The sequence below is a fragment of the Thioclava sp. GXIMD2076 genome (assembly GCF_037949795.1).
GTDB classification, from domain to species: Bacteria; Pseudomonadota; Alphaproteobacteria; order Rhodobacterales; family Rhodobacteraceae; genus Thioclava; species Thioclava kandeliae.
In genome coordinates this window covers 923,650-937,767 of sequence record NZ_CP149932.1, presented here as the reverse complement: position 1 = coordinate 937,767, position 14,118 = coordinate 923,650, and the positions used below count along the sequence as shown (strand labels likewise).

The window sequence follows — 14,118 nt, the reverse complement described above, 5'->3', positions numbered from 1 at the left end:
CGCGGAAGTGACTGCGCTGACGCCAGCATGTAGTGTGAAGCAGAGGATAGCATCAATGAGCAAGGGCAGCAAAAACGTTTTTATTAGCCACATCCACGAAGACGATGCAGGATTAGCCGATCTGAAAAATCTTCTAAAAAGTAAGGGGATGGAGGTCAGGGACGGTTCCATAAATTCAGAAAAACCCAACAACGCAAAATCTCCAGACTATATTAAGTCTCAGATCCTTGCGCCCAGAATTGACTGGGCCAGCACACTTATCGTTTATATTACTCCGGAAACAAAAAACAGTGAGTGGGTGGACTGGGAAATCGAGCGAGCTCGTGAAAAAGGCAAGACCATCGTCGGAGTTTGGGAGCAAGGATCGAACGGTTGTGAAGTTCCGGAAGCGCTTGATGAGTACGGCGACGCGATCGTTGGCTGGAATGCAGATAGGATTATCGAAGCGATTAACGGTGAATATGAGCGCTTTGAGGACCCGAAAGGTCAGCCTCTCCCACCCCGCGCTATTCGCCGCCATCCGTGCGCATGAGGGTATAGAATGAAGACCCTCCACAGTTACGTTGTGCGCTTCGATAGTGGGTTTGCACCCAATCCATTTTATGGGTTTTGCACTTTGGCAACCTGTAAGCCTAGCATTAGGCGTCATGCCGCTATTGGAGACTGGGTCGTTGGCACCGGCAGTAATCGCAAAGGGGTGCGACGTGGCGGGCATCTCGTTCACGCGATGCGGGTGCAGGAAGTACTAAAATTTTCCGAATACTGGAATGATCCACGCTTTGCGGGCAAAAAGCCAAATTTGCACAGCAGTTACCGGAAGGCATGCGGCGATAATATATACAATCCTGACCCAGGCAACGGCAGTTGGAGTCAACTCAATTCTTACCACAGCACCGCAGAGGGAAAACCCTTACAGAAGCATATTAATCGCGACACCTCAGTGAACCGTGTTTTGATTTCCTCCGAATTCATCTATTTCGGGGCCGAGGGGCCGCTTATTCCTGTAGAATTTCGCGATGCTGGTCTCGTCCACTCTGGTATCGGGCGGAAGAAAGTTTCCGATCAAAATACGATAGAAGGTTTTGAGAATTGGTTAGCCGGCCTTGGTGTTCAGGGCTATCAAGGGCGGCCATATGATATGATAGAAGAGGCGCGACGGAGAAAATGAGTAACTCAGCAAGCACGCCCCAGATTTCAATTTCTGATTATGAGAAAGCCGTTACGCCTACCGATCGATTTGCAGACGATGAGATTACGCCGATATTGCTCGGTCTCTTTGGTGAAGTCGGCAGTGTTATGAGCACGTCCAAGAAGCTTCATCGGGAAAAGGGTGCCTTTGAATCTGGGTATCGACGCGACGTTGAGGAAGAGCTGGGTGATACGCTATGGTATGCTGCTGCACTTTGCCGAAGGCTCAAACTCAGCTTGTCCGAGCTTTTTGTAGAGGCGACCTCGGGCGATCAGTTTGTCGCAAATATCACTGCAAATTCCGATCCAAGCGCACCCATAGCACGTGTGATGACGGCAAAAGGCCTTGGGCCACTAGATAACGTATTATTAAAGCTGGGAGAAGATTCCGCCCGTCTTCTTGGTGTCAAAGTTGATGAAAAAACTGCCAAGCCGATAATGATTGAATTTGTGCGCGCCTACATTCAGGCCGTGCAGTCTTCAGGAGTGTCCTTCTCTGAAGTTTTAAAATCAAATATTCGCAAATCAACGGGGCGCTTCTTGAAGCCATCTCCAGATTGCCTTCCCGACTTCGATGCTAGCTTTCCGGCAGAAGAGCAACTTCCGCGTCAGTTTGAGATAGAGATCACGCAAAGATCGAATGGAAGAAGCTACTTGAGATGGAATGGGGTTTTTATCGGGGACCCGCTTACGGATAATATTGCAGACCCCGATGGTTATCGCTTTCATGATGTTTTCCACTTCGCAAACGCTGCCATCCTGCACTGGTCCCCGACGTTCAGGGCACTGATCAAACATAAGCGAAAGAGTGATCCTAGGGTCGATGAAGCGCAGGACAGTGGCCGTGCGATCGTTGTCGATGAAGGGGTGTCTGCCTACATATTTTCGGAGGCTAAGGCATTGAACTTCTTTGAGAGTCAAACTTCGGTTTCTTTCGATTTGCTAAAGGCTGTGAGCAATTTCGTTCGCGGCTACGAGGTGGAGCGATGTCCGCTTAATCTATGGGAAACTGCTATCCTACAAGGGTATGAGGTCTTCCGTCAGATGCGTAAGAATAACGGTGGTATCGTGGTCGGGAATCGAGATAAGAGGACGATCGAATACAGGCCGCTGAAAGGGGCGTAGCAGTGAGCGCGGGCGATATACTCAAGGCCTTAGAACGCCTAGAGTTTGACAACACTTTCAACCCATATTTCGAGCGATGCCCGGTCTATGATGCACAAGAAGCCCCCGAAATAAGACGGTTTTATCTGCACGCAATGTTGGAGCGCGCAGCCGCAGCTGATCTTGATGCTATCTGGGTCGGACGCGATCTCGGTTATCGTGGCGGCAGAAGAACCGGACTGGCTCTCACAGATGATGTCCATTTTTCAAGCCATTTGAGTCGCTGGGGTTTGAAGCCTGAGCGGCCTACATATGGCGAGCCGGTGTCAGAGCGGACCGCTTCTGTGATTTGGAATATTTTGCTCCAGGTTCAGGCGCCGATTTTTTTGTGGAATGTCTTTCCGCTCCATCCTTTTGAAGGCAGCAAGCCATTCACTAATCGCGCCCATAATGCGCAGGAGCGAAGAGCTGGGACGGACATCCTTGTTCAGATTGTGGATTATTTGAAGCCAAAGCGCATTGTTGCCATTGGTAACGACGCCTTTAATGTAGTTTCCTCAGCGGTGTCGTGCAGGGACGTCTCAAAGGTTCGTCACCCCAGTTATGGCGGGCAGAAAGAGTTTCTTTCAACAATGAGAAGACTTTATTCAGATGTCATGGAAGACCTTGAGCCCGATCTTTTCTCCATGTCCCATGTAGCAGTGGATCATTGATGCTGTTATCTTAAACTTTGGTTTACTTTTGTCACATCCGCGCAGAGCTACGAAATTGAACATACTGCTGCGGGTTCGCCAATTCAGCCCCTAAGTGGTCCCGACTGATGCGATCAAGAGTTTTTTAGGCTGAAAGTAAAGTCACATTTCCGGCTGAGCGAAATGGATAATTTGGAATGCGTCGTGGTGCCAGGTTGTAGGTTTCTTGGATGCAGTCTTTTTCTTTCCGTCGACGACAGTCGGACGTCCTGCCCAATTCAGTTTCTGATCTTTATTCGCTGGTTTCTAGACTAATTCCGGATCGTCAATCCGAGTAACGCGCGGGCAGCTTCGACTTTTGCTCTCTGAGCCATTATGGCCGCTATCAAGAAAGCTATACAGGCCGCTAAATTCGAGATTTTAGCTTCAGCGCTCCCTTGCAGACTAACAAAGAAGCCGCCGAAGCCCAGTCCAGTCAAGAACAAGCCTGCTGCCAGAAACTTAAGGTTTCGCACGAGCTTTAATAACCGTGCAGTTGCAAGATCAGGTAGATGCGTCAAGGGCGGCCTCCTCTTCCTCACGTTCGACATCGGCGCTCAACCTAGCAGTTCCCTGATATCCGTTTCCGGCAGGCACTCGCCTTGGCCCAGGCTGAGTTTGACCAAGAGCCGTAGCTTCTTGGCCTTTTCGGCATTGTCGCGCTCAGTTGGTGACTGATCCATCGCATCCAGGCAAGCCTTCGCGACCTGCTCGATGATCTGCATGCTGCGGTCGTCGGTCGGCTCCTTTTCCCCAAGCAGAAGCCAATGGGGCGACACGTTCATGATCTCATGAATGCGCAGCACGACAGCGGTTGGCAGCTCGCGCTGTCCGTTCTCATAGGCTCGGTAGGAGCGGAACGATGTGTCGATCGTTTCAGCAAAATCCTGCTGATTCAGGCCCGTTCGTGCCCTCAACTCCCTGAGACGCCCCCCGATCTCCGAAAAGGTACTGGACATGAGTGACCTTAATTGGCCATAAGTGGCCATATATGGACATATCGTCCGTGGATTGCTTGTTTCGACACCAAGAGGTCTACCGATGTACCAGAAGAAAGGAAAGCCATGTCCGAGATGATGTTAGAGCCGAAGGACGTGGCCGAGCGACTGTCATTGTCCGTGCGGCATGTCCGATCCCTGCTTGGTGATCGCCGCCTACGGCACGTCCGCGTGGGGCGCCGCTTCCTCGTTCCTGAGAGCGCCCTCAACGAGTTTCTGGATGCGCATACGGTCCAGGCCCTTCGCAACGATCAGACCGACGAGGAGGCCTCTGATGAGCAACCTTCGCCCATTGGTCGTCTCTGAGAGAGGCGCAGCACATCTACTAAGCGTCCGGATCGACGAATTCCGCAGCCTCGTCGCCCATGGCAGCGTCCCGCGTGGGCGAGAGCTAGCGCCGGGCCTGACACGCTGGAGCGTTGAGGAGCTTTCGGCCTTTGTCTCAGGCAAAGCCGTGCAAGGGCTGGAGGACGTCGAATGGTGAAGAAGAAATTCCTTTGGCGGCACCCCAGCGGCCGTTGGTATGTGCGTGTTCAGGGCCGTTACCATCGGATTTCCGCGAAGCAGGGGACGCCCGAGTTCGATCTCGAATATTGGGAGATCCTGACCGGTAAGAGGATGCAGGCCAAGACCAGCTGGTCGACCTTGATGAAGGATTATCGGGTCTCGGATCGCTGGACATCGCTGAAGCCACGTACCCGTCAAGATTACGAAAAGGTCTTAACCTACCTCGAAGAGAAGATCGGCGAGCGGGACGTGAAGCTGTTGTCGCGGCAGGATGTCATCAAAGCGCAGCGCGCCAACGCGCACCGTGTCCGCTTTGCCAATTATATCCCGCAGATGCTGGTTATCCTGTGCGAGCACGCGATTGATCTTGGCTGGCTTTTGCAGAACCCGGCAAAGGGTGTCCGCCATTTGCCGACGCCTGACGACAAGAAGCAGGTCCACCTGCCGTGGACCGATCAGGCCGTGGCAACTTTCCGCGAGAAGGCGACGGTCACCGAGCGGCTTATCTTCGAGATTGGCGTCGGCACAGTGCAGCGGCCCGGGGACTGGGTGGATTTTACTTGGGCGGATTTTGACGGCGAGACGCTGGCGGTTCGCCAAAACAAGACCGGCTACGCGCTTCAATTGCCCTGCACAGCGGAGCTGAAGGCCGCGCTGCTCGATGCTCAGGCACGATTTGAAGATGGTGCGGAGGGACCGATCTTGCGCACGCAGACCGGCGGTAAGATGAGCTACCGCTACATGGCGCAGATCATGCTCAAGGCGCGGCGGCGCATGCATCTGGAGCAGTTTGACCTGCACGCTCTGCGCTATCGCGGAATCAAGGAGTTGGCCTGGGCGGGCTGCTCGGACGACGAGATCAAATCTTTCAGCGGCCACGCGACCGACGCGATGGTCCGGAAATATGCCGGTGAGGCGCGTCAAATCATGCGGGCGCGGCAGGCGGCAGAGAAGCGAAATGACACGGGGAACGAACGGGGATCAGAGAAAGAACCTGATACCCACAGTGATACCCCTAAGAAGAGGAACCAGCTATGTCATTGAAAATATTGGAGGCGAGTAGGAGAATCGAACTCCTGTACACGGATTTGCAATCCGCTGCGTCACCACTCCGCCAACTCGCCAGCCAGTGGTGAGGCGCGGTCTAACCGATTGTGCAAGGTCGCGCAAGAGGGTGTGACACCCAAGCAGCATTGATTTTCACATCTTCACCCTGAGACAATGCCTAACTTGCCCCGAAAAGCTTTCTATGTAAGTAATGGCACAACAATCCAGACTGAAGAGTTTAGCAAAATGCAGGACTTCGAAACGCGCCGCGTGGTCATGGTGGACACCCAAGTCCGGCCCAATGATGTAACGAAATTTCCGATCATCGAGGCCATGCTGAATGTCCCGCGGGAAAGCTATGTGCCCGATTCCCTGCGCGAGGTCGCCTATCTGGGCGAAAATCTCGAACTCGCGCCCGGCCGCGTTCTGCTCGAGCCGCGCATTTTTTCCAAGCTGCTGGATGCCCTGAACATCACCGCAACCGACCTCGTGCTCGATCTGGGTTGCGGATACGGATATTCCTCCGCCGTGATCGCGCATCTGGCCGAAGCTGTCGTTGCGGTAGAGGAAGATCCGCTGGCCAAACAGGCCGAAGCAACCCTGGGTGCTGCCGAAGTCGACAATATCGCAGTGGTGCAAAACGCGCTCGAACAGGGCGCGCCGCAACACGGCCCCTTCGATGCGATCATTATCGAGGGCGCCGTCGAGGAGGTCCCCCCGGCCATTATCGACTCCCTCAAGGAAGGCGGCCGGATCGGTGCGGTCTTCATGGAAAACAATCTCGGGATCGCGCGTATCGGCACCAAGACCGATGGTGTGGTGAACTGGCGGGATGTGTTCAACGCAGCAGCGCCGGTTCTCGAGGGCTTCCGCAAAGTAAAAAGTTTCAGCCTGTAACGCGCCCCATCGGGCATATCGCAGGATGTCTATCCAAAGCCCTCGCCGTCAGGCCGGGCAGATAACATAGCAGAGGCATGACGGGCAAAATGTTCAAATCACTTGTATTGGCCGCAGGAACTGTAGGGTTCATGGCAATCGGATCGGCGATGGCAAGCGCAGAGACGCTCGCCGATGCCATGATCTCCGCATATAAGAACTCCAACCTTCTGGAGCAGAACCGCGCCACGCTGCGGGCCGCAGACGAGAATGTTGCACAGGCGGTTGCCGCGCTGCGTCCTGTCGTGCAATGGACTGCGGATTATGGCTGGAGCAAGTCGGAAGGCGTGTCGTCCTCGACGGGCCGCGAAGTGACCACCGAAGGCTCCTCCGCCTCGACCGCACTGAGCGCCTCGATCACGCTATTCGATTTCGGGCGCAACCGCCTGACCGTCAGCTCGCAGAAAGAAGCCGTCCTGGCCACCCGTGAGACCCTGCGCTCGATCGAGCAACAGGTGCTTCTGGCCACCGTTCAGGCCTATTCTGATGTGAAGAGCGCGCAGGAACAGGTCTCGATTAACCAGAACTCGGTCCGTGTGCTGCAAGAAGAACTCAACGCCACCAATGACCGTTTCGATGTGGGCGAAGTCACCCGCACGGACGTGTCGCTGGCCGAAGCCCAGCTTGCCTCGGCTAAGGCCTCGCTGGTAAGCGCGCAGGGCTCGCTCGTGACCGCGCGCGAGGATTACAAGGCCGCAACTGGCCATTATCCGGGTCAGCTGGCACCGCTGCCCAAGGCTCCCAATCTACCGAAATCGCGCGACGAGGCCGCAAGCACCGCACAGCGCAACCATCCCAGCATCAAATCGCTGCAGCATTCGGTGACGATCTCGGAAATCGCGATCCAATCGGCCAAAGCGAACAAGCTGCCGGAAGTCACCGGTTCGCTGTCGCTCTCCAATGACGAGGGCGGCTATGTCGGCCAATCCGCCAGCATCGGGCTGAGCCAGACACTCTATTCGGGTGGTGCACTGGATTCGGCCTATCGTCAGGCCGTGGCAAACCGGGATTCAGCCCGTGCGGAACTGCGTCAGGAAGCCGTGGATGTGGCGCAGGCCGTGCTGTCGTCCTATTCCTCCATCGACGTCTATCGCGCCCAGATCCGCTCCTATGACGAGCAGATCCGCGCCGCCAATGTCGCCTATGACGGCGTGAAGGAAGAGGCCACCCTCGGTGCCCGCACCACGCTGGATGTTCTCGATGCAGAACAGGATCTTCTGGATGCCCGCGCCTCGCGTATCACCGCCGAGGCCGATTTGCAGGTAGCGTATTATCAACTATTATCTAATATGGGTTTGCTAACGGTGGAAAACCTGAAGCTGGGGATCCCGACCTACGATCCGGCCGCATATTATAACGTTGTGCATAATGCGCCGCTGACCAGCATCCGGGGCGAGAAGCTCGATCGCGTTCTGAAGGCGATCGGCCAGAAATAAGCGCCTCCACCGTTCCGCGGGCCCGCCACCGGGCCCGCCTTGTGTGAATGTTCGGATCCGGGTGGCACTGTCTCTCTCCGGGTCGCCTGCCGGATTGGAGAGCCTATGGCCGAGCCCGAGAAAATGATCGAAATCGAGGACGTCCTGTCCTCCATTCGCCGTCTTGTCGCGCAAGATCCACTTCGTTCCAACACGCGCATATCTCCGGAAAGCCCCGATCCCGAGCCGGAAGAGGCTCTTGTGCTGACGGCATCGGATCGGGTAGAGGACGCGCCTGCCCCCTCCTTTGCGGAAGAGGATGAGGCGGCAGAGGCCTATGACCCAGCCACAACCTTCGCGATGGCGGGAGACGACGCCCCCTTTACGGATGAAGCCCCGCAGACCGAAAGCGCCATGACGGACGCGGATGCCGAGACTGACTTCGGGGCCTCCGCCGATACCGAGGAAAGCCTCGATCAGGAATGGGAAGCGGTCAACCAGACCGCTCCCGCCCATGACTGGCCCGAGAGCGAGGAGACCGATATTTCCGACACTGAAGCCGATTTGTCCGAAACAGCCGCCTTCGACGCTGCAGAGATGGATCACACCAGCCCCGATGCACCGGAGATGACCGATGATGTGCTGCAGCTGGAACCGCATATGCAGACCCGGCCAGCCAGCCCTTTCCCATCTCCGGCTCAAACACCGCTCCTTCCCTCGGTCGGGGAGGATTTCGAGCCGGAGGAAGGCGATCCAGCCCCTCTGGCGGGCGCGCTGAACGCATTCGGTCATGGCGGCACCGCAACCGGCACGACAACCTCTCCCGTAACGACGGCATTCGGCGCCACGGAGCCGGAAGACGAGACCGGCACGGCCTTCCCTGCTTTTGAGGGCGGAGATGATGATGGTCCAGCGGAGGCGGAGCCTGCCGGGATCAATGCTGTGGAGGAGCCGGACAGCGAAGACCCCGATCTCGCCTCGCAGGACTGGGCCGCCGAGCCGGACGGAGCCTCGCCGGAAGCAGACTGGCATCCCGAAGAGGACCTTCCCCCCGAGCTGGAAACCGCAGCCGAGGCGCTAGCCGGATCCGTTGTCGCAGCGGCTGAGGTCGATGTCCTGCGCGAAGCCACCCGCAGGCTGCATCTTACCCGCCCCGCAACCGAGCTGACGGCCGAGAGCGCCCGGCAAGGCGTTGCACGGCAGAGCCCCTCCGATGGCGCACCGGTCTTTGACGAGGACGCCCTGCGCCAGATGGTCGGGCGTATGATCCGCGCCGAGTTGCAGGGCGCTCTGGGCGAGCAGATCACCCGCAAGGTGCGCCGTCTGGTGCGGCAGGAAATCAACCGCGCCCTGATTTCGCGCGAATTCGAATAGGTCCTCGGCCGAAACTACGTCAACATCCCTGCCCCGAGATTTTCTTGCGGCATACGGGGCAGGAGAGTATAGGCAGGGTATGACTCGGATTTTTGACATCATGGAACGTGTTCGCCTGCGCGAACGCTTCTACGGCGAAAGCCGCTCGGTCCTCGCACGACTTTGATGCGCCGCCTGTTCGGGCGGCCTTGTGTCATGCCTGAACCCCCCTGAGTAATTCCACAGCTATCCCTATGAAAGTGAGAGCCATGTCTGCTCCGAAGACCCTTTATGACAAAATCTGGGACGCCCATGTTGTGTCCGAAGACGAAGACGGCACCTGCCTGCTGTATATCGACCGCCATCTCGTCCATGAAGTGACAAGCCCGCAAGCCTTCGAGGGCCTGCGCATGGCGGGTCGCAAGGTGCGCGCGCCAGAGAAGACCATTGCTGTTCCGGATCATAACGTCCCTACCACGTTGGACCGCGCCTCCGGCGTGATCGAGAACGAGGAATCCCGCATTCAGGTCGAGGCACTCGACAAGAACGCCAAGGATTTCGGCGTGAACTACTACCCGGTATCGGATGTCCGTCAGGGCATCGTGCATATCGTCGGTCCCGAGAACGGCTGGACGCTGCCGGGCATGACCGTCGTCTGCGGCGATAGCCACACTGCGACCCATGGGGCGTTCGGCGCGCTTGCGCACGGGATCGGCACCTCGGAAGTCGAACACGTTCTGGCCACGCAGACACTGATCCAGAAAAAATCCAAGAACATGAAGGTCGAGATCACCGGCAAGCTGAAGCCGGGCGTGACCGCCAAGGACATCACGCTGGCCGTGATCGGCGCCACCGGCACCGGCGGCGGCACCGGCCATGTCATCGAGTATTGCGGCGAGGCGATTCAGAGCCTGTCGATGGAAGGCCGGATGACCGTGTGTAACATGGCCATCGAAGGCGGTGCCCGCGCGGGTCTGATTGCGCCCGACGAGACGACTTTCGAGTATGTCAAAGGCCGTCCGCACGCGCCCAAGGGTGCGCAGTTCGAAGCCGCTCTGAACTGGTGGAAGACTCTCTTCACCGATGAGGGCGCGCATTTCGACAAGGTCGTCACGCTGAAAGGCGAAGAGATCGAGCCGGTTGTGACCTGGGGCACCTCGCCCGAAGACGTTCTGCCGATTTCTGGCGAGGTTCCGGCACCGGACTCGTTCAAGGGCGGCAAGGTCGAGGCGGCCAAACGCTCGCTCGACTATATGGGCCTCGAACCGGGCACCAAGCTTGAGGATATCGCGATCGACGTGGTGTTTATCGGGTCCTGCACAAATGGCCGTATCGAGGATCTGCGCGCTGCCGCAGAAGTGCTCAAAGGCCGTAAGGTCGCCGAAGGCGTGCGCGCGATGGTCGTCCCCGGCTCGGGACTGGTCCGTGCGCAGGCCGAGGAAGAGGGTCTGGACAAGATCTTCCTGGATGCAGGCATGGAATGGCGTATGGCAGGCTGCTCGATGTGCCTCGCCATGAACCCCGACCAGCTGGCCGAGGGCGAGCGCTGCGCCTCCACCTCGAACCGTAACTTCGAGGGTCGTCAGGGCTACAAGGGCCGCACCCATCTGATGAGCCCGGCAATGGCCGCCTGTGCCGCTGTGACCGGCAAACTGACCGATGTGCGCAAGTTCATGGAACTGGCGGACGCATAAGGAGCGACGACAATGGAAAAATTCGAAAAAGTTACCGGTATCGCCGCCCCCATGCCGCTGGTCAATATCGACACCGATATGATCATCCCCAAGGGCTTCCTGAAGACGATCAAACGGACCGGCCTCGGCGTGCATGCCTTCGCCGAGATGCGCTACAACCGCGATGGCAGCGAGAACCCCGATTTCATTCTCAACAAACCCGCCTATCGCGAGAGCCAGATCCTGATCGCGGGCGACAATTTCGGTTGCGGTTCCTCGCGCGAGCACGCGCCGTGGGCGCTGGCGGATTTCGGCATCAAGGTGGTCATCTCGACCTCCTTCGCCGATATCTTCTTCAACAACTCGTTCAAGAACGGGATGCTGCCGATTGTGCTGCCGCAGGACGCCGTTGATACGCTGATGAAAGACGCGGAAAAAGGCGCCAATGCGCGCATGACGGTGGATCTCGAAGCGCAGGAGATCACCACCTCCGAAGGCACCGTGGTCAAGTTCGACGTCGATCCTTTCAAGAAGCACTGCCTGCTGGAAGGCCTCGATGATATCGGCCTGACACTGAACAAGGCCTCCGCCATCGACAGCTTCGAGGCACAGGCCGCGCAATCGCGCCCGTGGGTCTGAACGGGCAGGTCTCAGGCAGGGGGCTTCCCCCCGCCGATCCCAAATGAAAGGGGCCGCCTCTCGGGGCGGCCCTTTTCATTGCTTCACATGAAACAGCGCTCAGGCGCCAAGTGCTTCATCCACGGCTTTCTTGAAATCATCCCAAGCCATGTTGGAATATTTCTTGCCATTGATGAAGAAGGTCGGCGTGCCATCCACCTTGTCTTCTTCGGCATGTTTCTGGAAGGTCGCAACCATGTTGCGGGCGCGGGTCTGGTCATTGAGGCAATTCTCGATCGCGTCCTTGTCCAGACCGGCCTTAAGCCCCAGCGCGCGCAGGTTGGCGGCAATCGTGGCCTGCTGGCCGTCGCCGATCCAGTCTTTCTGCTCGTCGAAGATCATATCCGCCACGGCGTAATATTTCATCTCGCCGCCGCATTGCGCCAGCAGCCCTGCCCAGAGGCCGAACTTGTCGAAATAGACCTCGCGCATGATGAAACGCACCTTGCCGGTGTCGATATATTCCTTCTTCAGCTTCGCCCACGAGGTCTCGTGCCAATGCGCGCAATGCGGGCAGGTGAAGGAGGCATATTCGATGATCGTCACCGGTGCATCTGCCTGACCGATCGGGATATCGGGCAGGATTTCCGCCTTGGGCGTGTCAGCAGCATCTTCGGCGGCGGCAGGCGTTGCAAAGCCGGTCATGGCGCTCTGGCCGCGGCTGCTGATCCAGCCCCCCAATGCAGCCACAACGGCGGCACCGGAAATCCCGAGCAGGAAGGAACGTCTGTTCATAAGTTAGCCTTTCTTCTGGTCAGACCGCTTGGCCGACTTCATCAACACATTCTGCGCCAGCATCTCCAGCGCGGATTTGAGCCCCGGATCCTTGCAATCGGCCGCTGTCGCTTGGGCCTGAGCACGGATTTCGGGAGTGGGTTCGGGCCGCGCCTTGGGGGCTGCGGTAAACTGCGCCTGCCCATCGGCAAAGCCTGTGGGCGCGGTCTGGGTCAGTGTGATCCGCGAGATCGCATTATAGCCATAGCAGGCATTCACCTTCTCGCGGATCCGCGGGATCTCCATCTGCATCATCGGACCCGCGGCGCCGAGCGTCAGCAGGGTCAGGGTGGCCCCCATCCCATCCCGCGCATAGCCGATTTTCACGGGGCGGCACTGGGCGGCGATTTCCTCGCCCACGATCTCGGACCAATGGGTCAGAAGCCGCGTCACGGCAAAGCCCCGCGTCTCGCCCACCGAGCGGATGCGGTCTTTCAGCAGGCCGGAGGCGGATTCGAACCCCCGCATCCGGCGCGAGGACATAGGGTTATAGCCGGAGCCTTTGCCCCGTTTCGCTTTCCCCGTATCGCTGGTCGTCGTTTTCTTTGCGGCCATCTGTCAATCTCGCGTTCAACTGTTATTTTAGGCACTCCGAGGCCCGATACCAACCACTTGCCGATAAGAGAGCATAAATATTGCGTGACGTAGCCGATATCAGCCCCGCCCTACTGGCATGGTATGACCGAAATGCCCGCGTTCTGCCATGGCGCACAGGGCCTGCGGACCATGCAAAGGGGCTGCGGACCGCGCCCTATCGCGTCTGGCTGTCGGAGGTGATGCTGCAACAGACCACCGTGGCCGCCGTGCGCGACTATTTCCGCGCCTTCACCACCCGCTGGCCGACCGTCACCGATCTGGCGCAGGCGGAGGATGGTGATGTCATGGCGGCTTGGGCGGGGCTCGGCTATTATGCCCGTGCGCGCAACCTGTTGAAATGCGCCCGTGTTGTGGCGTTCGAGTTGGGCGGAGAGTTCCCGCAGACCGCACGCGAGTTGCAGGCATTGCCCGGTATTGGCCCCTATACAGCGGCGGCCATTGCCTCCATCGCCTTTGACGAGCCCGCCACCGTGGTGGATGGCAACGTGGAACGTGTGATCTCGCGCGTCTTCGCGCTGACCGATCCGCTGCCCGGCACACGCCCTGAAATCGCACGGCTGGCGGGGTTGGTTACGCCCACGCACCGTGCGGGCGATCATGCGCAAGCGATGATGGATCTGGGCGCTACGATCTGCACCCCGCGCAATCCGGTCTGTGCGTTGTGTCCGCTCGATACGGCCTGCGAGGGCCATGCGCAGGGTATCGCCGCGACCCTTCCGGTCAAGGCGCCCAAAAAGGTGAAGCCCACACGCTTGGGCCATGCCTATGTGCTCACTGGCCCCTCCGGCGAGGTGCTGGTCGAGCGCCGCCCCGATCGCGGGCTTCTGGGCGGCACGCTGGGCTTTCCGACCAGCGACTGGGCCGAGACGCTCCCCGCTTTCGCGCCCCCCGTCACGGCTGACTGGACGCAAGCCCCCACCGACGTGCGCCATACATTCACCCATTTCCATCTGGTTCTGACCGTTCATCGCGCAACCGGCCATATGGAAGGGATGCTGGGCGATAACGCGTTCTCGCCCGAGGATCTGCCCACGCTGATGCGAAAGGTCTGGGAGGCGGCGCAGACTGCTCCTGCCAAGTAGCCGCCGCGCAAGCCCGATTGCACCCCCGCGCCCAT

Annotated in this window: 15 protein-coding genes and 1 tRNA gene; 12 read left to right on the top strand and 4 right to left on the bottom strand. The window is 58.3% G+C overall.

Annotated elements, in window-relative coordinates:
- The first annotated feature begins 55 nt into the window (after positions 1 to 55).
- The 4 genes from WDB91_RS04585 to WDB91_RS04570 are packed head-to-tail and all read left to right on the top strand — an operon-like array spanning position 56 to position 3,005.
- Positions 56 to 532, top strand: coding sequence for a TIR domain-containing protein (locus WDB91_RS04585; RefSeq protein ID WP_339113973.1), 477 nt, complete (start codon positions 56 to 58; stop codon positions 530 to 532).
- A 9-nt stretch (positions 533 to 541) separates the two neighbouring features.
- Positions 542 to 1,168 carry a hypothetical protein gene (locus WDB91_RS04580; protein ID WP_339113972.1) on the top strand — a complete coding sequence of 209 codons (627 nt, stop codon included), beginning with the start codon at positions 542 to 544 and terminating at the stop codon, positions 1,166 to 1,168.
- Entirely contained in the window at positions 1,165 to 2,313 is a 1,149-nt protein-coding gene (locus WDB91_RS04575; protein ID WP_339113971.1) for a nucleoside triphosphate pyrophosphohydrolase family protein, read from the top strand. Before WDB91_RS04580 ends, WDB91_RS04575 begins: the two co-directional genes overlap by 4 nt.
- Before the next feature lie 2 nt (positions 2,314 to 2,315).
- Positions 2,316 to 3,005 carry a uracil-DNA glycosylase gene (locus WDB91_RS04570; protein WP_339113970.1) on the top strand — a complete coding sequence of 230 codons (690 nt, stop codon included), beginning with the start codon at positions 2,316 to 2,318 and terminating at the stop codon, positions 3,003 to 3,005.
- Positions 3,006 to 3,580: 575 nt separating this feature from the next.
- Here WDB91_RS04570 and WDB91_RS04565 read toward each other — a convergent pair.
- Complete coding sequence (locus tag WDB91_RS04565) at positions 3,581 to 3,982, bottom strand: helix-turn-helix transcriptional regulator (protein WP_339113969.1); 402 nt, start codon at positions 3,980 to 3,982, stop codon at positions 3,581 to 3,583.
- 105 nt (positions 3,983 to 4,087) lie between these two features.
- Between WDB91_RS04565 and WDB91_RS04560 the strand changes: the two genes are divergently transcribed.
- Positions 4,088 to 4,327, top strand: coding sequence for a helix-turn-helix domain-containing protein (locus WDB91_RS04560; protein ID WP_339113968.1), 240 nt, complete (start codon positions 4,088 to 4,090; stop codon positions 4,325 to 4,327).
- Positions 4,328 to 4,498: 171 nt separating this feature from the next.
- Positions 4,499 to 5,572: a tyrosine-type recombinase/integrase gene (locus tag WDB91_RS04555; protein WP_339113967.1), complete on the top strand. Its 1,074-nt coding sequence runs from the start codon at positions 4,499 to 4,501 to the stop codon at positions 5,570 to 5,572.
- A gap of 6 nt (positions 5,573 to 5,578) precedes the next feature.
- Here the strand turns inward: WDB91_RS04555 and WDB91_RS04550 are convergent.
- Positions 5,579 to 5,652, bottom strand: a tRNA-Cys gene (locus tag WDB91_RS04550).
- Positions 5,653 to 5,821: 169 nt separating this feature from the next.
- On the opposite strand from WDB91_RS04550, the gene WDB91_RS04545 reads away from it, so the two are divergent.
- From WDB91_RS04545 to leuD, 5 genes are all read left to right on the top strand, one after another.
- A complete protein-coding gene (locus WDB91_RS04545) occupies positions 5,822 to 6,472 on the top strand; it encodes a protein-L-isoaspartate O-methyltransferase (protein ID WP_339113966.1) in 651 nt (216 codons plus the stop codon).
- 131 nt (positions 6,473 to 6,603) lie between these two features.
- Positions 6,604 to 7,947, top strand: coding sequence for a TolC family outer membrane protein (locus tag WDB91_RS04540; RefSeq protein ID WP_339113965.1), 1,344 nt, complete (start codon positions 6,604 to 6,606; stop codon positions 7,945 to 7,947).
- Positions 7,948 to 8,052: 105 nt separating this feature from the next.
- On the top strand, positions 8,053 to 9,300 hold the full coding sequence (locus WDB91_RS04535; protein ID WP_339113964.1) for a hypothetical protein: 1,248 nt from the start codon (positions 8,053 to 8,055) through the stop codon (positions 9,298 to 9,300).
- A 248-nt stretch (positions 9,301 to 9,548) separates the two neighbouring features.
- Positions 9,549 to 10,973: a 3-isopropylmalate dehydratase large subunit gene (gene leuC, locus WDB91_RS04530; RefSeq protein ID WP_339113963.1), complete on the top strand. Its 1,425-nt coding sequence runs from the start codon at positions 9,549 to 9,551 to the stop codon at positions 10,971 to 10,973.
- Positions 10,974 to 10,985: 12 nt separating this feature from the next.
- Positions 10,986 to 11,591: a 3-isopropylmalate dehydratase small subunit gene (leuD, locus tag WDB91_RS04525; protein WP_339113962.1), complete on the top strand. Its 606-nt coding sequence runs from the start codon at positions 10,986 to 10,988 to the stop codon at positions 11,589 to 11,591.
- Positions 11,592 to 11,690: 99 nt separating this feature from the next.
- Here leuD and WDB91_RS04520 read toward each other — a convergent pair whose 3' ends face one another.
- Both WDB91_RS04520 and WDB91_RS04515 read right to left on the bottom strand, forming a co-directional pair.
- Positions 11,691 to 12,365 (bottom strand): DsbA family protein, encoded by a 675-nt coding sequence (locus WDB91_RS04520; protein WP_339113961.1) that lies wholly within the window; start codon positions 12,363 to 12,365, stop codon positions 11,691 to 11,693.
- A 3-nt stretch (positions 12,366 to 12,368) separates the two neighbouring features.
- The gene (locus WDB91_RS04515; protein WP_339114449.1) at positions 12,369 to 12,887 is read right to left on the bottom strand and encodes a DUF721 domain-containing protein; all 519 of its coding nucleotides are present in this window, start codon (positions 12,885 to 12,887) and stop codon (positions 12,369 to 12,371) included.
- A gap of 152 nt (positions 12,888 to 13,039) precedes the next feature.
- On the opposite strand from WDB91_RS04515, the gene mutY reads away from it, so the two are divergent.
- Positions 13,040 to 14,083 (top strand): A/G-specific adenine glycosylase, encoded by a 1,044-nt coding sequence (gene mutY / locus WDB91_RS04510; RefSeq protein ID WP_339113960.1) that lies wholly within the window; start codon positions 13,040 to 13,042, stop codon positions 14,081 to 14,083.
- The last annotated feature ends 35 nt before the right edge of the window (positions 14,084 to 14,118 follow it).